This is a genomic window from Rhodococcus sp. NPDC060086, assembly GCF_042730275.1.
In the GTDB taxonomy this organism is placed as follows: domain Bacteria; phylum Actinomycetota; class Actinomycetes; order Mycobacteriales; family Mycobacteriaceae; genus Rhodococcus.
Window position 1 is genome coordinate 1 of sequence record NZ_JBHWWZ010000004.1, and the last position, 18,809, is coordinate 18,809.

Sequence of the window (18,809 nt, forward strand, 5' to 3'; positions counted from 1 at the left end):
CCCCGGGCGCGCGTTCACCGTTTTGGGGGCCCGGCGCGACCAGTGGTGTGGGAGAGGCAACCGCTCGTGCACTGGGTGCGGCCGGGGCCACCATCCTGCTCGCCGGACGCAACACGGCCAAGGGCGAGCGGATAGCCTCGGAGATCGGCCCGAATGCGTCGATGCATCGGCTCGATCTGGCCGACCTCGGGTCGGTCCACGAGTTCGCCGGCAATCTCGGTACGCGCACGATCGACGTTCTCGTGAACAACGCGGGCGTCATGGCGTTGCCACTGACCCGGACCTCGGACGGGTTCGAGATGCAGTTCGGCACGAATCACCTGGGACATTTCGCGCTGACCGGGTTGTTGCTCGACCGCATCACCACGCGCGTGGTCACCGTGTCCAGTGCCGCGTACCTCCTCGGCCGGCTGAATCTCGACGACCTCAACTGGGAGCATCGCCGCTACAGCAGGGCGGGTGCCTACGCACAGTCCAAGCTCGCGAACTTGGTGTTCAGTCTGGAACTCGAGCGTCGCCTCGCCGAGGCGCGGTCACCGTTGCGCGCGATCGCCGCCCACCCGGGGTACGCCGCGACGGAGGTCGGGAGCAACACCGGCACCTGGTTCGACGGTCTCTTCGGCTTCGGTAAGAGAATCCTGCAGCGCACCTCCGCGCAGGGCGCCGAATCGGTGGTGTGTGCGGCGGCGGATTCGTCGATGACCGGCGGCCTGATCGGACCGGACATGTTGTTGTACGGCTCACCCCACCAGGCCCGGATCGCGCGCAGAGCACGCGACCGCGCAGCCGCCCGCCGGCTGTGGGAACTGTCGGAGAAGCTCACCGACGTGACGTTCCCACTGCCGTAGCGACCACACTGCCGTAGCGACCCCACTGCCGTAGCGACGCGCGGCGGGCCTATTCCCCCGACAGGCCGAAGGGCCCGGGTTCGAACGTGAACAGCGGTGGTGGCGTGTTCGTCGTACCGCTACCGCCGCTGTTCCCACCACCGCTGCTTCCGTCGGTGTCCGTGGGCTCGGATTCGGAGTCGTCGTCCCGAGACCGGTCGCGTCGTGACGACCACCCGGTCTCGGTGGTCGTGGGCGCGATCGCGGTCGTGGATGACGGATCGGTGGTCGAGCTCTCCGACGAGGGGGTGTCCGTCACGGTTGCCTCGGTCGTCGTGACGGTCTCCGGGGCAGTGGTCGTCGTGCCGGTGTCGGCAGCGGGTGTGGCCGGTGTAGTCGTGGCCGGGGCGGTGGTGTCCTGTGGGTAGTCACCGAGATCCAGGCGCCACGTCGCGTCGCTCGGACTCGGGACGTCCTGATCGGCGGGCGCACGATCGACGAACGCGAACATCGCGACGGCGACCAAGACTGCGACCCCGGCCGCAGACGCGCCCCACGCGACGATCGTGCGTCGCGGTTGCCCGGGTGCCGGGAATCCGCCGCGATCGACAGGGTCGATCCGACGTCCCATTGCGGTGCGTTCCTCAGCGGACGGTGGCGCGGTCAGCAGACGGCTGCGCAGGTAGGGCGGTGGCGGAGTCGTGGGCAGTCGAGCGATCCGCCCGGCCGGGTCGGTGGAGGAAGTACGTGCGCGTTCGAGCGCGTCGCCGACATCGAACCCCCGGCCGATGATCGCGGCGACTTCACGTTCGGTGAATCCGTGCCGCACGGTGAGGTCGACCGCTTCGAGGTCGGTGGGATCGAGGGGGTGTACCGGAGTGAGAACGGCGGTGTCGGCGTCGTCGTCGGTGCATGCTTCGGGTCCGGCCGGAATGTAGCCCGACGAGCCGGTGGCGGTGCGCAGGCACTCGGACCGCGCGATCGCATACAGCCAGGGCCGGAACATGTCGGGATCGCGCAGCGTCCGGATCCGTTCGATCGCGATCCACACTGCATCGTGCACCACGTCGGAGGCGGTGGAAGGACCGACGAACCCGCACACGTACCCGTACAGCGACTCTGCGTGCAGGTCGTAGACATCGGCCACTGCGTCGTCGACCTTCGCGCGCAGCGCCGAGACGAGTGAACGATCTCTTCCCCTCGAATGCCGGCTCATCGTCGAACCTTCCGCGTGTCGAATCGGTCGTGTCGTTCCGGTGCAGTCTACGAGGCGAGGACCAGGTTGCGGAGGTCGTCGATGGCCATGTCGTAGACGCATGCCTGAAGGCGTAGTCATATCACTTCGATATGTATCCATGCGTAAGTGACGTCTACCGACATGCGCTGATGCAGCGCAGAGTCGACGTATGCCCACGTCCACGGTCGCAGCGCCCCCGTCCGAGTCCCCGAGCCGGCTCTCGGTTCGGGCAACGGCGGCGACTGCCCTCGCACCGGGGCTTGCGCTGTGCGCTGCGGCAACTGCGGCGGCGATGGGAATCAATGCCCTCCTTCCGGCCGTGAGCCCGCTGCTGATCGCGATCGTTCTCGGCGCGGTCGTCGCGAATGTGGTCGATCTGCCCCAGCGTGTGCGTCCGGGCCTGGCTTTCTCGGCCAAACGTCTGCTGCGCGTGGGTATTGCACTGCTCGGTCTGCAGCTGCTCCTCGCGGATGTTCTCGGGCTCGGATGGAAGGTCATCGTCGTGGTGGTCGCCGTCGTGGCCCTCGGAATCTCGGGAACGATGTTCCTCGGCGGACTACTCGGACTCACCTGGACCCAGCGTGTGCTCATCGCGTGCGGATTCTCGATCTGCGGTGCGGCCGCCGTCGCCGCGGTGGACGGCGTGGTCGACGCGAAAGAAGAAGAAGTACTCACAGCCGTCGCGCTCGTGGTGGTCTTCGGTACGTTGATGATCCCCGCGGTGCCCCTGCTGTCTCAGCTTCTCGGCCTCTCCGACGAGGCCGCTGGTGTATGGGCGGGAGGTTCGATCCACGAGGTCGCCCAGGTGGTCGCGGCAGGAGGCGTGATCGGCGGTGCGGCATTGGGAGTGGCAGCAGTGACGAAACTTGCTCGTGTGCTGATGCTGGCGCCGGTGATCGCGATCCTCGGTGTGCGCCGTCGGCTGACGGAAACGGATGCCGACGCGCACCGCCCGCCACTGGTACCGCTGTTCGTTGCGGTGTTTCTCGTGTGCGTTGCGGTGCGGGCAACCGGGCTGGTTCCGAACGTTGCACTCGACGTGGCGTCCGTCGTGCAGACCGCGTTGCTCACCGCGGCGATGTTCGCCCTCGGTGCCGGTGTACACGTAGCGACGATCAAGAAGGTGGGTGCGCGGCCCTTCGTCCTTGCCGCGATCTCGACCGTGTGGGTCGCGTCGATCGCGCTGGCCGGTGTGCTTCTCGCGGGCGTCGGGTCCTGAAGTCTGCTCCTGGAATCTGTTCCGGAAGTGTCGTCACCCGTAAGCTGACCGGCATGGTGGCATGGACTTCGCAGGATATCTCCGATCAGACCGGCCGGACGTTCGTCGTGACGGGCGCGAACAGCGGACTCGGCGCCGAAACCGCGCGAGTCCTTGCCGGCGTCGGTGCGCGCGTGGTGCTCGCATGCCGTGATGTCGCGAAAGGTGAGAAGGTTGCGGCCGACCTCGGGGACGGAGTGCAGGTGCGCCGCCTGGACCTGGCCGATCTGAACTCGGTGCGCGAGTTCGCAGAGGGCCTCGCCGCGTCGCACGAAGTGATCGACGTCCTGATCAACAACGCGGGTGTGATGGCGGTGCCGCTGCGGCGTACTGCCGACGGCTTCGAGATGCAGATCGGTACCAATCATCTCGGGCATTTCGCGCTCACCGCATTGCTTCTCGGGCGCATCACCGATCGGGTGGTGACCGTGAGCAGCGCGATGCACCGGATCGGAAAGATCGATCTCGACGATCTCAACTGGGAGCACCGCAGATACGACCGTTGGCTCGCGTACGGACAGTCCAAACTTGCCAATCTGCTGTTCGCATACGAGCTGCAACGGCGCCTGACCGATCTCGAGTCGCCCGTGCGCTCCTTGGTTGTGCATCCGGGGTATTCGTCCACCAACCTTCAGTACCGCAGCGAGAGTTTCTACCGCAAGCTCCTCGAACTCGCGACGCCGATCATCGGGCAATCACCTGCGATGGGGGCACTGCCGTCGCTGTATGCGGCGACGGTTCCCGACGTCGAGCCCGGTGGTTTCTACGGGCCCGACTCGATCTTCGAGATGCGCGGGCATCCGAAGCGGGTGCAGTCGAGTGCCCGTTCCAAGGACGAAACTGTCGCGTCGGAGCTGTGGTCGCTCTCGGAGCGGCTGTGCGGTGTGGAGATGTTGTCGCGCTAGGCCTTTCGAGCAGTATGCGGTCGGGTTCATCACGAGCCCGTGGATCGTTCACAGCAGGGTGGCAGGCATGGGCGGTAGCTCGTCCCGCCGGCACAACCTGGTCTGGTCGACGAGGTCGAGTGTGCGCAGGTAGTGGCGGACCAGGTCTCCACCCGAATGCCCCGAATCGGAGGCCACCTGCAGGGCCGCGGCGAGCCCGTCGCCGCGAGCCCACCGATGGATCGCGGCCACCGGCGCCGGATCGGGCTCCGGGCTGACGATCAGACCGTGCCGTTCCTCGGCTGCGGCGAGCTCGCCCCACAGTCGGACCGTCGCGCGCAACGCCTCGTCGATCGCAGGCGTCGTCCGCCCTGCGGTTGCTGCTGTGCGACGGCGGTTTTCGCCGAGAACACTCGACGCGACCGCAGCCAGCTCGGCGGGCTCGAGCCCGGACCAGGCGCCGGTACGCAGGCACTCGGAGACGAGAAGGTCGTTGCCGGCATAGATCCGGCTGAGCCGATGACCGTCGTCGGTGACGTGCGCGTGCCCGCTGATCGGGTCGTACAGTATGTGTCCGCGTTCGTCGAGCAGCGCAAGAGTGCGATCGAACGTCTCCACAAGCCGCCCCGAGGCCGTATGCACCTGCGTCAGTAGGAGTTCGGTGTCCGTGTGCAGGGCGTTGCGGCGGGCGGCAAGTGTCAGCAGGCGGTCTCGGTCGCCACGGCGATGGCCGGGGTGGGAACGGACCGCCCGTGCAAGCACCGTGACCGTATCGGCCGGGGCGGTGTTGCGGGCATCGGCCAATCGTTCGCACAGGCTCCGGTACTCGGCGAATCCTTCGACTTCGCCGAGTTCGGCGTCGAGCGCGGTGAGCGTCGCCGTGTTGACCCGAGCGGCGGCGGCCAGCGCGGCGACCGAGTTCTCCGCCTGGAACTGGGCGAACGAGCGGCCCAGCAGCGCGCGGGCACCCTCCACACCGAGATCGTCGACGAGGTTGACCGCCGTGTTGTATCCGACGCGCAGTGAACTGCGCAGCGGATAGGTGCGAGTGGAGGCGAGTCCGGCGACCGTGGCGGGCGCGATGTCGGGGCTCCACAGCACCACGGCGTGTCCCTCTTCGTCGATGCCGCGCCGACCGGCACGCCCGGTCAACTGGGTGTACTCGCCGGCTGTCAGGCGCACCGGTCCGTCGACTGTGGGTTTGACGAGACGTTCCAGTACGACCGTCCGAGCAGGCATGTTGACGCCCACGGCGAGTGTCTCGGTCGCGAAGACCACTTTCACCAGGTTCCGTGCGAAGAGTTCTTCGACGGTGTGCCGGAATGCGGGGACGAGGCCGGCGTGGTGTGCGGCGAAACCGCGTTCGAGCCCGTTGATCCAGTCGGCATAACCCAGCGCATCGAGATCAGCGGGGGGCAACGCCGCGGTGTGCCTTTCCGCGACGGACCGGATCTCGGACAGGTCGGACCCGTCGGTGAGCCGCACCGATGCCTGGAGGCATTCGGCGACCGCGGCGTCGCATCCGGCGCGGCTGAAGCGGAACCAGATGGCAGGCAGGAGTTGTTCGGCTTCCAGGCGCGCGACGATCTCGGGTCGGTCGGCGCCTGCAGGTTCGGGCCGGTTGCGGCGCCGTCGACGTCCGCGCCCGGGGGTCGGCGGCGGAGCGGCCTCGACGAGTCGTCGATGCGCAATGTAGCGGTCGAGGGTGTCGTCGACACCTCCGTCGACCGGCGACAGTAGGTCGAACAGGCGACCTCCCGCGAGCATGTGCTGGGTCAGCGGTACCGGACGGGTCTCCTCGACGACCACGGTCGTGTCGCCGCGGACGCGGGCGATCCACTCACCGAACTCCTCGGCATTGCTGACCGTGGCCGAGAGACTCGCGAGCCGTACCGACGCCGGGAGATGCAGGATCGATTCCTCCCACACCGCGCCGCGCTCGCTGTCGGCGAGGTAGTGCACCTCATCCATGACGACATGGGTCAGCCCGGTCAGCAGAGGGGAGTGGCCGTGCAGCATGCTCCGCAGGACCTCGGTGGTCATGACGACCACCGGCGCGTGCGGATTGTGCGTGACGTCGCCGGTGAGCAGGCCGACCCGTTCGTCACCGAAGTATTCGGCGAAGTCGTGGAACTTCTGGTTGCTCAGCGCCTTGATCGGTGTGGTGTAGAAGCACGTGCCGCTCGACGCGAGAGCGAGGTGGGCCGCGAACTCGCCCACGACGGTTTTCCCGGAGCCGGTGGGTGCGCAGACCAGGACGTCGCGGCCCTCCTCGAGTGCGCGACAGGCGCGGGTCTGGAAATCGTCGAGCACGAAGTCGAGCCCGGCCGCGAAGAGGGTGAGCTGCGGCCCGTACTGCGTGTGCACGAATCCACGCTACGCGGACAGACCGACCGGCGTCGGGGTGTGTCCTAGATCACGACATCTGGGGAATTGATCGCGGGATGTGCACGTTAGTTGAGTACGTATGACTCAAGTCCAACAGAAAGGCTTCGGAATGCCGTCATTCTTCGGGCCTGGTGGCCCCGGCCGCATCGATATCTCGCGCTTCATGAGCCGCGGAACCCACGAACTCATGGCTGCTGCCGCCCGCTTCGCGACAGAACGCGGCGACGCCGATCTTGATGCACTGCACGTTCTGCGCGCAATGGCCGAGCAGGACCCGGCCCGGACGGTCATGACCCGCTCCGGTGCCGACCCCGCCGACGTGATCAAGGCCGTCGAGCAACGACTCCCGCAGGACAACCCCGGGGGTGGCGTGACCGCGCCCACCCTCAGTGGCGCGGTGAAGACCGCACTACTCGAGGCACACCAGCTCTCGCGTGCGCTCGGCTCCACATACATCGACCCGGAACACCTGTTCTTCACGCTTGCCGCAGACCAGACCCGCGCACCGGGTCGTCTGCTCGCGTCGCTGGGGGTGACCCCGCAGGCGCTGCAGACCGCGCTTCAGCCGGTTCCCGCGGCATCCGAGGAGGCGGAATCGTCGACGCCCACCCTCGACAAATACGGCGTCGACCTGACCGACCGCGCCCGAAACGGCGGGGTGGACCCCGTCATCGGTCGTGCCGACGAAATCGAGCAGACCGTCGAGATCCTCTCGCGTCGCACCAAGAACAATCCGGTGCTCGTGGGTGAGGCCGGCGTCGGCAAGACCGCGATCGTCGAGGGTCTGGCCCAGCGCATCGTGGACGGCGACGTGCCGGACGCCCTGCGCGACAAACGGATCGTCCAGCTCGACCTGACCTCGATGGTGGCAGGCACCCGCTATCGCGGCGATTTCGAGGAGCGCCTCACCTCGGTGCTCGACGAGATCACCGCGCAGGAAGGCTCGCTGATCGTCTTCATCGACGAGCTGCACACCGTCGTCGGTGCAGGTGGCGGCGGCAGTGAAGGATCGATGGATGCGAGCAACATCCTCAAGCCCAAGCTTGCCCGCGGCGAACTGCACGTCGTCGGTGCGACCACACTCGACGAATATCGCAAGCACATCGAGAAGGACCCCGCGCTCGAGCGCCGATTCCAGCCCGTCACGGTGGGCGAACCGTCGAACGACGATGCCATCGCCATCCTGCGCGGACTTCGCGACCGATACGCAGAGTTCCACGGTGTCCGGTATGCCGACGAGGCGATCGAGGCCGCAGTGGACCTGTCGGTGCGGTACCTGCCGGACCGGCACCTTCCCGACAAGGCCATCGACCTGATCGACCAGGCCGGAGCGCGGCTGCGGCTGCGCACCCCGCGGGTCGACACCGATGCGCTCCGCGAGCAGGTGGTGTCGCTCGAGGCGGAGAAGGACGCTGCCGTTGCAGCCGAACGCTACGAGGAGGCGTCGCGGATCCGCGACGAGATCGTGAAGGTTCAGACCCGGATCGACTCGGGCGCACCCGCGAGTGATGATGGCGATGTCCCCGTGGTCGATACCGAGCTGATCGCCGAGATCGTTTCCCGTGCAACGGGTATTCCCGTCACCCGGATGACGAGTGGCGAGAAGAACCGGCTGCGGAACCTGGAGGGCGAACTGCACGAACGTGTCGTCGGACAGGACGAAGCCGTCCGCGCGGTGGCGCGCGCGGTCCGTCGTAGCCGTTCGGGGATGAGTGATCCGGGCCGCCCGGTGGGTAGCTTCCTGTTCCTCGGACCGACCGGTGTCGGTAAGACCGAACTTGCGAAGGCCTTGGCAGAGGTGCTGTTCGGAGATGAGCGGTCGATGCTGCGCATCGATATGAGCGAGTTCGGTGAGCGACACACGGTCAGCCGGCTCGTCGGTGCCCCGCCCGGGTACGTCGGGTACGGCGAAGCGGGGCAGCTCACCGAGAAGGTGCGCCGCAACCCGTATTCGGTGGTGCTGCTCGACGAGATCGAGAAGGCGCACCCGGACGTGTTCAACACGCTCCTGCAGGTCCTCGACGACGGTCGCCTGACCGACGGTGAAGGACGCACGGTCGATTTCAGCAACACTGTGGTGATCATGACGAGCAACCTCGGATCGGACATCATCTCGAGCCGCGGTGGCGCGATCGGCTTCACCACCGGTGACGCAGAGGCCGCCGAGAAGCCGTTGCGCGACAGGGTGATGGCTCGGTTGCGCGACACGATGCGACCGGAGTTCCTCAACCGCATCGACGAGATCGTGCTGTTCCGCAAGCTCGACGACGTGCAGTTGCGGCGTATCACCGATCTGCTGCTCGACGACACTCGGAAGAAGCTGGCGGGTAAGGGTATCGAGCTCGACATCGATGCTGTTGCCGTCGACTGGCTCGCTGATCGAGGGCATCAGCCGGAGTTCGGTGCCCGACCGTTGCGTCGCGCGATTCAGCGTGAGGTCGACGATCGTATCGCCGATCTGCTGCTCGACGACGAACTCGTCGAAGGTGGCGCGGTGACCGTGGCGATCGAGGACGGGGAACTCGTCGTCAGGTGACCGGAAACGATTGGTAAAGAGAAGCTTCGGCCCGCCTCGGGTGGCAACACCTGAGGCGGGCCGGTCGCTGCTGGGGCGGTAGCATCGGACGCCATGGTCACACGAGCCGGATTATCCGTGATTGTTCCTGTTCACAACGAGGAGGTGTATATAGGGCCGTGCCTTGAGGCGTTGGTCGCGCAGCAGGACGATCTCGTCGATATCGTCGTGGTCGACAACAATTGCACGGATTCCACCCTCGACGTCGTCCGGCGTGCGCAGGAGCAATGCCCGAAGATCAAGTTGGTGACAGAGACGAAATCCGGTGTCGCGCATGCGAGGAATGCCGGATTCGACGCCGCCGACGGCGACATCCTCGGACGGGTCGATGCGGATACGCGCGTCCGTCCCGGCTGGGCTCGGGTGGTGCGTGACTTCTTCGGCAGGGGCGACACCGAGGAGATCGGTGCAGTCAGTGGGCTGAACAATTCGTACGATTCACCCTATCGCCGGATCAAGGGGTGGTACGTCGAAAAGCAGGTTCAGCGTGGCCTTTTCGGTGGAGAGCGCCCCTATCGAAATTTACACGGAGCCAATATGGCGATCCGGCGGACTGCGTGGGAGAAGGTTCGCGACGACGTGAGCGTGGCTCCGGATATCCACGAGGACCTCGACCTCGCCCTGTGTCTGGGTGCGGCGGAGGTTCCCATCGTCCAGCTCAGCGACATGCGGGTGGACCTCTCACCCAGGCGGGCGCTGACCCCGCCGCGGGAGTTCCGGTCCTACATCGAGTCGGGGGTGAAAACCTTCGAATTGCACGGGAGGATGACGCCGGAGATCCGTCGTGCCCTGGCGCTGCACGAGAAGTTCCATGTCCTCGTCTACGTCGCGTATCGGCCGTACGATCCGGAACTCGGACGGTTCTCACTGCGGGCACTGCTCGGGAAGCCTCAGGCGCGCAAGATGCCCGTGAGCGGAAGTGTCGAGAAAAGGTAGCGGTGGGTGCCGCTGCGTTGTGCGAGGGTGGTGGAGATGAACCGGCGGGCCCCGCGCTCGAAAGCAACGGGACCCGCCGTAGGCGGGGACCGGGAGTTCGCTGCAGCCCTCAGCTCTCCGCTCAGTCCTCAACAGACCCACGGATGAATATAGGTTAGGCAAACCTTATGCGCAAGGGTGAACGTGTCGAGCCCGTCGGCCGATGTGAGGTGACCGTCACGCCACTGCGATAAAGCCTTCTGTTATGGTCGTCGGCATGCAGCGCGCATATTTCTGGTTTAGCAGGCCGGCCCCGGGTGGGTCGGTCGGCGTCACCACGCGCTGACTTCTTCCACCTACGAGCCGGATGACAGACCGGCTCGCTGGAGATCGCAGCATCCTCGAGGGTCGGCCTGGGAACAGGAACCGAGAACCCGATGAGTACTCAGACGAACAGCATCTCCACCTCAAATCTCGATGAGCAGCGCACCGTACGGATCAGCCCCCTTGCGGCACCGTCCGTCGTGCGTGCTGAGCATGCCCCCGACGAAGTCGCCGCCGCGACCGTGCGTTCGGGCCGTGCCGACACCGTCGGCATCCTGAACGGCACCGATGATCGCCTCGTCGTCGTCGTGGGTCCGTGCTCGGTGCACGACCCGGTCGCCGCGATGGACTACGCCCGCAAACTGGCAGCGAAGGCCGACGAACTGCGCGACGACCTCCACATCGTGATGCGCGTGTACTTCGAGAAGCCTCGGACGACGTTGGGGTGGAAGGGCCTGCTCAACGACCCGCATCTCGATGGCACCTACGACATCAACACGGGCCTGCGTATCGGCCGCAAGCTGCTGCTCGATGTGTCGAGCCTCGGCCTGCCCGTCGGCTGCGAGTTCCTCGACCCGATCCTGCCGCAGTACTACGCCGACCTGGTCACCTACGGCGCAATCGGTGCCCGCACCGCCGCCAGCCAGGTACATCGTCAGCTGTGCAGTGCTCTGTCCATGCCGGTCGGCATCAAGAACTCCACCGAAGGTGACGTGCAGGTCGCTGTCGACGGCACGCGTGCCGCCGGTGCGAGTCACGTGTTCCCCGGCACCGATCTCGACGGCCAAGCCGCGCTGATCGAGACGGTCGGCAACCCCGACTGCCACGTCATCCTGCGCGGCGGAAGCGCGGGACCCAACTACGACGCCGAGACCGTCGCCGACACGATGGCGCGCCTGCGTAAGGGTGGTCTGCCCGAGCGTGTCGTCATCGACGCAAGCCATGGCAACAGCAGCAAGAACCACGAGAAGCAGATCGACGTCGTCACCGACATCTCCGAGCGCATCGTTGCAGGTGAGAAGGGCATTGTCGGTGTCATGCTCGAGAGCTTCATCGAAGCCGGCCGCCAAGACCTGACGCTCGGCAAGGCGGACGAACTCGAGTACGGCAAGTCGATCACCGACGCGTGCATCGACTGGGCGACCACCGTCGATCAGCTCGACCGTCTCGCGGATGCAGTGCGCACTCGCCGGTCGTAGTACTTGACCCCGTACGCACGATCCGGCACTACCACCGGCTCGGGTTGCTGCCGGAACCACCGAGGTCCTCCAGCGGGTACCGCGTGTACCCGCTGGAGGACCCCGTGCGTCTGCTGCGTATCTGCTGGCTCGCCGGCGCGATCCCGACGGTCGTCGGTCAGTCGGCGTCGGCACCGGACCGGAGCACCTGCTCGTCGCAGATCTCCACGAATCGACCGGGGCCGAGACGGATGGCCCCGGACTTCTGCAACGCCGAGAGCCGACGGCTGAGCGTTTCTGCCGTCGTGCCCAGATAAGAGGCGAGGTCCTTCTTGCTGGACGGCAAGCGGAACCGCAGCGAATCTGCATCGTATGCCAGCTGCAGCAGATGCTCGGCCAGCCGCTGCTCGACCGACCTCCCGGTCAACGACGACACCATCTGTTCGGCGGCCGACAACCGTTGCGAGACGGTTTGCAGCATCGTCACCGCCACCGACGGCCGTTCGGTGAGGACGGCGAGAATCCGGCGCCGGTCGATCGAGCACACCTCCGCGTCGTCGAGGGCGACGGCGAAGTGGTCGACTTCCGTTTCGGACAGCACCGCGGTCTCGCCGAGGAACTCGCCCGCCCCCAGGATGCGGATCAGTTGTTCACTGCCGGATTCGAGCAGCCGGTACACCTTGACCCGCCCCCGATGGACGATGTGCAGGTCCAGCCGCTCCCCGGCCCTGAAGACGTGTTCGCCGCGTTCGTACCGTCGTGTGACCGATGATTCGGCAATCCGATGCCGGTCTTTCTCCGACAGCGCCGCGAACAACGGCACGAGGCTCACACATCGGAACCGATGGTCGTGATCGTGCGCCGCGTCGCCGTAGAGGCGTCCCGAGGTCATCGCCGCTCCTCACCCGTCACCGGACTTCTCCCCACCGCACTACCCGACGTGCCTTGTCCGCGTCGAGGCTGAACCTGTGGGCTCGGGCTCGTTCGATGAACCGGACCGCCGGCTCGCTACTGCGCATGCCGCCATTCTGAACCCTTTACCCATGTATAGGGTCAAGTAGCTTTCGATCACCTGATCGTCGGTTCGACAGATGTCGGTTTCTCGGGTGGCTGCCGCGCTCGTCGACCTCGCTGTACCTCTCCCGTTCCTCGAGCACTTGCAGCTCGGTCATGCTCGGCGCCCGACCCGGGCATCCGGGTCCGATCTTCGCTGCGCTCACTGTGACGGTCTCTCATCCAACCCCGGCGATTCCCCGCCGCGGCGGTCGCGGATCGCAGGCGGATGTCGACAAAGACGAAGTTCGATCGGTTCGCCCACGTAGGTTGAGACAGACCCAGCAGGCATGCGGAAGGACGATCATGGCGAATCTCGCGGAGCTGACCGAGTTCCATCTCTCCACGGCCCGAACGGACAAACGCGGCCGCAGCGCCGAACTCGTCGCCAATGATGGACCACTCCGGCAGACGGTGATCGCACTTCGGGAGGGCACCCGGCTTGCCGAACACAATTCCCCGCCGGCAGCGAGCCTCCAGGTACTCGCGGGACGAGTTCGCGTCGACCTCGAAGAGGAGTCCCAAGGAGAATTCGGCGAAGGCGAACTGTGGATTCTCACCCATGAACGCCATTCGGTGCTGGCCCTCGCTGACAGCGTCTTTCTCCTTACCACGGTGACGAGCCAGCAAGGTCAACAGTCATACTCCTGAGCGCTCAGGACCTCTCCACTCCTGGCTCGTTCTCGCCGGCGGCGTGCTCCGGCGGGCTGTACATCGTGTACAGAACCAGAGGTTCGTCGCCGATATTGCGGAAGTTGTGGCGAGCACCCGCGGCGATCGCGCACTGATCGCCGGCCTCGACCATGTGGGTGTGCCCGTTCAGCACAGCTTCGCCGGTGCCGGAGACGAAAGTCAGGACCTGGTCGGTGCTCTCGGTTTCAGACAGTGATCTTCTCGGCGTCGGTTGCCGCTCGAGCCTGCTTGCTCTGAGGGGTCGCGTTGGCGCCCTGCGTATTTCGCAGCAGTCGCATGGCGTTGATGATCACGATGAGCACCGAGCCCTCGTGGACGAGCATCCCGATCGACATCGTCACACCGCCGAAGAAGACACCCGCCAGGAGAACGACGACGGTGAACAGGGCGATCGCGATGTTCTGTCGCATGACCCCCACCGTGCGCTTGGCCAACCCGATCGACTCCGGGAGCTTGAGCAGGTTGTCGCCCATCAGCGCGATGTCCGCGGTCTCCACGGCGACGGCCGAGCCGGCCGCTCCCATGGCCACCCCGATGTCTGCGGTTGCCAGGGCCGGGGCGTCGTTCACGCCGTCGCCCACCATGGCCACCGTGTGCCCCTGCCGCTGCAACTCCGATACCGCGTCCAGCTTGTCTTCGGGAAGGAGGCCGGCGTGAATCTCGTCGATACCTGTCGCCTTGCCGACGGCCTCGGCCACCAGCCTGGTGTCACCGGTGAGCATGACGACCTTCTCGACGCCGGCGTCGTGCAATCGCCGGACCATCTCCGGTGCGTCCCGGCGGATCCGGTCCGCCACGGCGACGACGCCGATGGCCGCACTGTCGACGGCCACGATCATGGGAGTCCTACCCGCCGCGGCAAGTTCGCTTGCCGCGGCCGCGGCGCCCACGTCGTCGGTGATGCCGTACTGCTCCAACAGGGGCATATTGCCGATGAGGACCTGCCTGCCCTCGACATCGGTCACGATGCCCTTGCCCGGCACCGGGGTGACGGTGCCCGGCATGCCTTCCGGCGCGACTCCCTCGGTGCGGGCGGTGTCGAGGATCGGGCGGGCAAGAGGGTGCTCCGACCCCGCCTCGGCGGCTGCGGCCCAACGCAGCACCTCGACACGATCGAGGTCGGGCGCCAACACCACGATGTCGGTCAGCTGCGGCCGACCCTCAGTAAGGGTTCCGGTCTTGTCGACCGCCACGGCCGAGATCTTCGCGGAGGTTTCGAGGAACTCGCCGCCCTTGATGAGAATGCCGTTGCGGGCGGCACGGCCGATACCGGAGACGATCGCGACCGGAATGGAGATGACCAGCGCGCCGGGGCAACCGATGACCAGCAGGGTAAGTGCCAGGACGACGTTGCCAGAGATCAGCCCGGCCACAAGGGCCAGCACCATGACGGCCGGGGTGTACCAGGTGGAGAACCGGTCGATGAACGCCTGGGTTCTGGCCTTGGCGTCCTGAGCGTCCTCCACACGGTGGATGATGCGGGCCAAGGTCGTGTCGGCGCCGATGCCGGTGGCAAGTACCTGTAGGAAACCACCGCGGGAGACCGTACCGGCAAAGACCTGATCCGACTTGGATTTCTCGACCGGGATCGATTCACCGGTGATCGAGGCCTCGTCGATCGCGCCCGTACCGGCCACGACCTGTCCGTCGACCGGGACCTTCGCGCCGTTCTTCACCAGAACGATTTCGCCCATTCTGACCTCGGACGCGGGAACCTGCTGCTGTTCGCCGTTGCGCATGACGACAGCGGTGTCCGGGGCCACGGCCACCAGTTCGGCCAGAGCCGAGCGAGTTTTGTTGATGGTCGCTGCCTCGAGCGCGTGGCCGATGGCGAACAGGAACGTGACCGCAGCCGCTTCCCAGAAGTTGCCGATGATGATCGCACCGATCGCCGCGATCGAGACCAGAAGATCGATGGCGAGGTGCTTGACCGTCAGGGCGCGCAATGCCGCGACAACAATGCCGTAGCCGGCCACTACAGCCGCGGCGAGCATCAGTGCGTTCGCCAGCGTGAAGACCGGGGACGTGGTGGAGTGCTCAGCGGCGTCGATCCACCACTGGGGCCCGACAGTGGGATTGAGCGACTCGCTCAGCACATGCTCGAGGATCAGAGAAATGGCAATCAGCGTACCGGCGGTGGTGGGAACCGACCACTTGCCGTAGATCCACCGTTGGAACCTGTTCACGACCAAGTCCTTTCAGACGTGAGACCTGGGATCTGTCCGCGCCCGACTCGGCCGGATGATCTGGGACGCCCGGGGGTGGGCGACCGGACGTAATCAAAAAGCCGAGGGCCGGGCGGTGTACCCCGCCTTGGCTACGGCGGCGACGATGTCGTCCACCGACGTCACCTCTGCATCGTGATCGACCTCGATGCGAGCGGACGCGAAGTGGACCTCCACCTTCTTGACGCCCTTCAGGCGGTTGACCCGCTTCTCGATTTTCGCCACGCAGGACGGGCAGGAAAAGCCTTCGGCGCGAAGGACGGTGTGGGTGGTGGTAGTGGTATTCATACTGCAGTCCTCCTCGACTGAATTTCGACGTCGATTGCGCTTCAGCGCCTTTGATCGATACGCTCAGCGTAGAGACCGCAGAAATTTACTTCATTGATCCAGATCAATTATCCGAAATTCGTTGCGTCGCCCCGACGAAACCGTCCAGCGCTTCCGCCGCGCAGGATGACCTGGTAGTCGGGGTCGCCGACCGCGACTACGACGCCGAGACCGTCGCCGACCGCCTCGCGGATGCAGTGCGCACTCGTCGGTCGTAGTACTTGACCCCGACGTAACGTCAGGGTCGATGCTGGGGTCATGAGAATCGGCGAACTGGCCGCGGCCGCAGACACGACCGTACGCACGATCCGGCACTACCACCGGCTCGGGTTGCTGCCGGAACCACCGAGGTCCTCCAACGGGTACCGCGTGTACTCGCTGGAGGACCTCGTGCGTCTGATGCGCATCCGCTGGCTCGCCGGGTCGGGCGTACCTCTCGGCGCGATCCCGACGATCGTCGGCACAGCTCACGACGGTGAGGCGCGGGACGACCTCACCGCGGATCTCGAAGCGTTGATCGCCGACCTCGATGCGCAACTGCATGCGCTCGAAGGGAAGCGGCACGCGCTGGCCGTGATGCTCGAGGGACATCGCCGCGGGGAGAACCTCTCACCACTTCCCGAACCGCTGGTGCGCGCCTTCGCCGAACTCATCGACGGCGAGGACGATCCCCGGACACGGGAGGTCTTCGAACACGAGCGTGACAGTTGGGAGATCGTCGCGCTCTCCGGCCAGGCCCCGCAGGAATTCCTCGATGCCGCGACCGCGGTGCTCACCGATCCAGCGCAGCGGGATTCCGTGGTGGCTCTGTATCGCAGGTTCGGAGCGCTCGCAGGTCGCGTACCCGGCGATGTCGCAGACGAAATCGAGACGGTTGCCGCAGGGCTGACCGGATTCCTCACGGTGCTCACAGATCGCGGCGACGGCGTCTTCGCGGAATGGGCCGCGACCGCGGCCACCTACGCGGCGAACGGAGAGTCGATGATGTCCGAAGTCTTACCTGACCTCGCGCAGCGGGCGGTCGCGATCCGGGTCATCGCGATGGTCGCCGATGCTGCGGGAGAGCGACGATGACCGGGGCGGGAGCACGTCGACTGCACGGAACGACCGTGGCGATCACGATCCTGGTAGCGGTGGTGAACGCGGGGCTCGCCGCACTCGGGATTGTGAGCGCGGGTGCAGCGCTCGGGTTGTGGTTGGCGGTCGAAATTCCGCTCGGCATCGTGGTCGGCGTCCTCACCGTGCTGCGTATCCGAACGCTGCGACGAGAGGGACTGGAGTGGAATGTGGTCCTCGAGGAGATCACCGGGAGGATCGCAGCCGACCTCATTCGGTTCGAGATTCGTGGCTACCGCGCGATATGGCTCTTCGTGCGCCGACGCTACGACGGCGAGGGGCCGGGTGTGACGCCGGTCGGATACACGAAGGGCACGATGGGTATCCCGATGGCGTTCCTCGTCGCATGCGTCATCGAAGCCGTCGTCGTTCACGTGCTTGTGCCATGGCCTGCGCTCCGCACCGCACTGCTTGTGCTCTCGGTCTGGGGACTCATCCAGATCTTCGGGATTCTCGCAGGCCGGATAACACATCCGCACCTGTTGACGGACACACGACTGACGATCCGGACCGGACATCAGGTGATCGTGGAGCTCGATCGGCGAGAGGTCGGACGCGCGGTCGCGCGGAGGCGGTGGGAACACACGTCTCAGATCGTTGCCGACGGCGCGCTGTATCTTCCGGGCCCGGACGGCACCTGTCTGGATCTGGTGCCGACCGAACCCGTCGAGGTCAGGCGGCCGGCCTTCTTCGACCACACACGCGCGACCGCCTCGGTATCGCGCCTGTCGTTGCAGGTCGACGATCCCGAGGCGGTGGCCGCGCAGTTCAGAGCAGAGCAGTTCAGGTCAGAGCAGTTCAGGTCAGGGGCGTGAAGTCCCTGCTACCGAGGTACGACGGGCGCGGCTTGCTCGCCGCGAACGGCTCGGCAGGCGTGTTCTCGACGCTGTTGAACACCACGAACAAGTTGGAGCGGGGGAGCGGTGTGATGTTCCCGTTCGATCCGTGCATGCAGTTCGAATCGAAAACCGTTGCCGAACCCGCAGATCCGCGGAACGTGGTGATGCCGCACTCGGCGCTCATTCGGGTCAGGGTGTCTTCGTCGGGCGACCCTGTCGGCGGAACGTGGGTGACCAGCGACTCTCGGTAGTAGTCGTCCGGAGTTTCGCCGACACACGAGACGAACGTCTTGTGCGAACCCGGCATGATCATCAATCCGCCATTGAATCCGTAGTTTTCGGTCAATGCGATCGAGATGCTGAGCGCGCGAGGAGCCGGCATGCCGTCTTCCGCGTGCCACGTCTCGAAGTCGGAATGCCAGTAGAACGGGCCGCCCCGGAAGCCGGGTTTGACGTTGAGTCGGGACTGGTGGACGTACACGTCCGAATCGAGCAATTGCCTTGCTATGCCCACTACTTCGGGACGTCGAATGATTCTGTCCACGAGAGTACTCAGGCGGTGTACGTCGAAGATCGAGCGGACATCACCGCTGCCCTGCTCGCGGATCACCCGTTCGTCGTTGCCGAGTTCACGACCGAGTCGTGAGGTTTCTTCCAATAGGTTACCGACATCGTTCGCGGCGAGAAGTGCCTTCGCCGTGTGGAATCCGCTCCTCTCGTATTCCGCGACTGCGGAGGAATCGAGTGGTCCGGCGGCGGAGCCCCAGACGACAGGATCCTTTCGCGCGATGGATTCCGAAACAGTTCGGTTGCGAGTCGGATATTCGTCCTTCACGACCGTGCGCATGTCTTCCGAATCACCCTCTCGAGGATCGACGATGGTTCCTCTCGACCGTCTCACTCCGGGGCCGGTTATGCAACCCGACATACAGGGCAGATGACAGAGAATGCCCAGTTCGTCGGGTTGCGC

General features: G+C 65.8%; 16 protein-coding genes and 1 pseudogene. 10 read left to right on the plus strand and 7 right to left on the minus strand.

All coding sequences use genetic code 11. From position 1 onward, the window contains the following. Positions 1 to 848: oxidoreductase (locus tag ACFWB0_RS03955; RefSeq protein ID WP_378489132.1), on the plus strand; the 848-nt coding region annotated here is incomplete at its 5' end. A 49-nt stretch (positions 849 to 897) separates the two neighbouring features. Here the strand turns inward: ACFWB0_RS03955 and ACFWB0_RS03960 are convergent. Further along, the gene (locus ACFWB0_RS03960; RefSeq protein ID WP_378489133.1) at positions 898 to 2,043 is read right to left on the minus strand and encodes an RNA polymerase sigma factor; all 1,146 of its coding nucleotides are present in this window, start codon (positions 2,041 to 2,043) and stop codon (positions 898 to 900) included. A 190-nt stretch (positions 2,044 to 2,233) separates the two neighbouring features. Between ACFWB0_RS03960 and ACFWB0_RS03965 the strand changes: the two genes are divergently transcribed. After that, positions 2,234 to 3,283, plus strand: a complete 1,050-nt coding sequence (locus ACFWB0_RS03965; RefSeq protein WP_378489134.1) for a YeiH family protein — start codon at positions 2,234 to 2,236, stop codon at positions 3,281 to 3,283. 53 nt (positions 3,284 to 3,336) lie between these two features. Then, positions 3,337 to 4,227 (plus strand): oxidoreductase, encoded by an 891-nt coding sequence (locus ACFWB0_RS03970; RefSeq protein WP_378489135.1) that lies wholly within the window; start codon positions 3,337 to 3,339, stop codon positions 4,225 to 4,227. A 48-nt stretch (positions 4,228 to 4,275) separates the two neighbouring features. Here the strand turns inward: ACFWB0_RS03970 and ACFWB0_RS03975 are convergent, their stop codons facing one another. Then, positions 4,276 to 6,573, minus strand: a complete 2,298-nt coding sequence (locus ACFWB0_RS03975; protein ID WP_378489136.1) for a DEAD/DEAH box helicase — start codon at positions 6,571 to 6,573, stop codon at positions 4,276 to 4,278. A gap of 130 nt (positions 6,574 to 6,703) precedes the next feature. Between ACFWB0_RS03975 and ACFWB0_RS03980 the strand changes: the two genes are divergently transcribed. From ACFWB0_RS03980 to ACFWB0_RS03995, 4 genes and pseudogenes are all read left to right on the plus strand, one after another. After that, positions 6,704 to 9,130 (plus strand): ATP-dependent Clp protease ATP-binding subunit, encoded by a 2,427-nt coding sequence (locus ACFWB0_RS03980; protein WP_378489137.1) that lies wholly within the window; start codon positions 6,704 to 6,706, stop codon positions 9,128 to 9,130. Positions 9,131 to 9,223: 93 nt separating this feature from the next. Continuing rightward, positions 9,224 to 10,105, plus strand: coding sequence for a glycosyltransferase (locus ACFWB0_RS03985; protein ID WP_378489138.1), 882 nt, complete (start codon positions 9,224 to 9,226; stop codon positions 10,103 to 10,105). A 416-nt stretch (positions 10,106 to 10,521) separates the two neighbouring features. Beyond that, complete coding sequence (locus ACFWB0_RS03990; RefSeq protein WP_378489139.1) at positions 10,522 to 11,607, plus strand: 3-deoxy-7-phosphoheptulonate synthase; 1,086 nt, start codon at positions 10,522 to 10,524, stop codon at positions 11,605 to 11,607. 20 nt (positions 11,608 to 11,627) lie between these two features. Next, positions 11,628 to 11,747: pseudogene (locus tag ACFWB0_RS03995) on the plus strand (MerR family DNA-binding transcriptional regulator); the annotation flags it as partial. Between the two features lie 17 nt (positions 11,748 to 11,764). Here the strand turns inward: ACFWB0_RS03995 and ACFWB0_RS04000 are convergent. Continuing rightward, on the minus strand, positions 11,765 to 12,478 hold the full coding sequence (locus ACFWB0_RS04000) for a Crp/Fnr family transcriptional regulator (protein WP_378489140.1): 714 nt from the start codon (positions 12,476 to 12,478) through the stop codon (positions 11,765 to 11,767). A gap of 467 nt (positions 12,479 to 12,945) precedes the next feature. Here ACFWB0_RS04000 and ACFWB0_RS04005 point away from each other — a divergent pair, with 467 nt between their 5' ends. Beyond that, positions 12,946 to 13,290, plus strand: coding sequence for a cupin (locus tag ACFWB0_RS04005; protein ID WP_378489141.1), 345 nt, complete (start codon positions 12,946 to 12,948; stop codon positions 13,288 to 13,290). A gap of 4 nt (positions 13,291 to 13,294) precedes the next feature. Here the strand turns inward: ACFWB0_RS04005 and ACFWB0_RS04010 are convergent, their stop codons facing one another. The 3 genes from ACFWB0_RS04010 to ACFWB0_RS04020 form a co-directional block, all read right to left on the minus strand. Then, positions 13,295 to 13,594 (minus strand): cupin domain-containing protein, encoded by a 300-nt coding sequence (locus ACFWB0_RS04010; RefSeq protein ID WP_378489300.1) that lies wholly within the window; start codon positions 13,592 to 13,594, stop codon positions 13,295 to 13,297. Further along, positions 13,518 to 15,383, minus strand: coding sequence for a heavy metal translocating P-type ATPase (locus tag ACFWB0_RS04015; RefSeq protein ID WP_378489301.1), 1,866 nt, complete (start codon positions 15,381 to 15,383; stop codon positions 13,518 to 13,520). Before ACFWB0_RS04015 ends, ACFWB0_RS04010 begins: the two co-directional genes overlap by 77 nt. A gap of 228 nt (positions 15,384 to 15,611) precedes the next feature. Then, a complete protein-coding gene (locus tag ACFWB0_RS04020) occupies positions 15,612 to 15,845 on the minus strand; it encodes a heavy-metal-associated domain-containing protein (protein WP_378489142.1) in 234 nt (77 codons plus the stop codon). Positions 15,846 to 16,142: 297 nt separating this feature from the next. Here ACFWB0_RS04020 and ACFWB0_RS04025 point away from each other — a divergent pair, with 297 nt between their 5' ends. Beyond that, entirely contained in the window at positions 16,143 to 16,958 is an 816-nt protein-coding gene (locus ACFWB0_RS04025) for a MerR family transcriptional regulator (protein ID WP_378489143.1), read from the plus strand. Continuing rightward, positions 16,955 to 17,815: a hypothetical protein gene (locus ACFWB0_RS04030; protein WP_378489144.1), complete on the plus strand. Its 861-nt coding sequence runs from the start codon at positions 16,955 to 16,957 to the stop codon at positions 17,813 to 17,815. The genes ACFWB0_RS04025 and ACFWB0_RS04030 overlap by 4 nt, the downstream gene beginning before the upstream one ends. Here the strand turns inward: ACFWB0_RS04030 and thpD are convergent. Further along, entirely contained in the window at positions 17,799 to 18,686 is an 888-nt protein-coding gene (thpD, locus tag ACFWB0_RS04035; RefSeq protein ID WP_378489145.1) for an ectoine hydroxylase, read from the minus strand. The genes ACFWB0_RS04030 and thpD overlap by 17 nt on opposite strands. Between the last annotated feature and the right edge of the window lie 123 nt (positions 18,687 to 18,809).

Bases quoted from the DNA above. Each gene is read 5' to 3' on its own strand.
- ACFWB0_RS03960 (WP_378489133.1), bottom strand. From the start codon at position 2,043: ATGAGCCGGCATTCGAGGGGAAGAGATCGTTCACTCGTCTCGGCGCTG.
- ACFWB0_RS03965 (WP_378489134.1), top strand. From the start codon at position 2,234: ATGCCCACGTCCACGGTCGCAGCGCCCCCGTCCGAGTCCCCGAGCCGG.
- ACFWB0_RS03970 (WP_378489135.1), top strand. From the start codon at position 3,337: ATGGTGGCATGGACTTCGCAGGATATCTCCGATCAGACCGGCCGGACG.
- ACFWB0_RS03980 (WP_378489137.1), top strand. From the start codon at position 6,704: ATGCCGTCATTCTTCGGGCCTGGTGGCCCCGGCCGCATCGATATCTCG.
- ACFWB0_RS03985 (WP_378489138.1), top strand. From the start codon at position 9,224: ATGGTCACACGAGCCGGATTATCCGTGATTGTTCCTGTTCACAACGAG.
- ACFWB0_RS03990 (WP_378489139.1), top strand. From the start codon at position 10,522: ATGAGTACTCAGACGAACAGCATCTCCACCTCAAATCTCGATGAGCAG.
- ACFWB0_RS04000 (WP_378489140.1), bottom strand. From the start codon at position 12,478: ATGACCTCGGGACGCCTCTACGGCGACGCGGCGCACGATCACGACCAT.
- ACFWB0_RS04005 (WP_378489141.1), top strand. From the start codon at position 12,946: ATGGCGAATCTCGCGGAGCTGACCGAGTTCCATCTCTCCACGGCCCGA.
- ACFWB0_RS04020 (WP_378489142.1), bottom strand. From the start codon at position 15,845: ATGAATACCACTACCACCACCCACACCGTCCTTCGCGCCGAAGGCTTT.
- ACFWB0_RS04025 (WP_378489143.1), top strand. From the start codon at position 16,143: ATGAGAATCGGCGAACTGGCCGCGGCCGCAGACACGACCGTACGCACG.
- ACFWB0_RS04030 (WP_378489144.1), top strand. From the start codon at position 16,955: ATGACCGGGGCGGGAGCACGTCGACTGCACGGAACGACCGTGGCGATC.
- thpD (WP_378489145.1), bottom strand. From the start codon at position 18,686: ATGCGCACGGTCGTGAAGGACGAATATCCGACTCGCAACCGAACTGTT.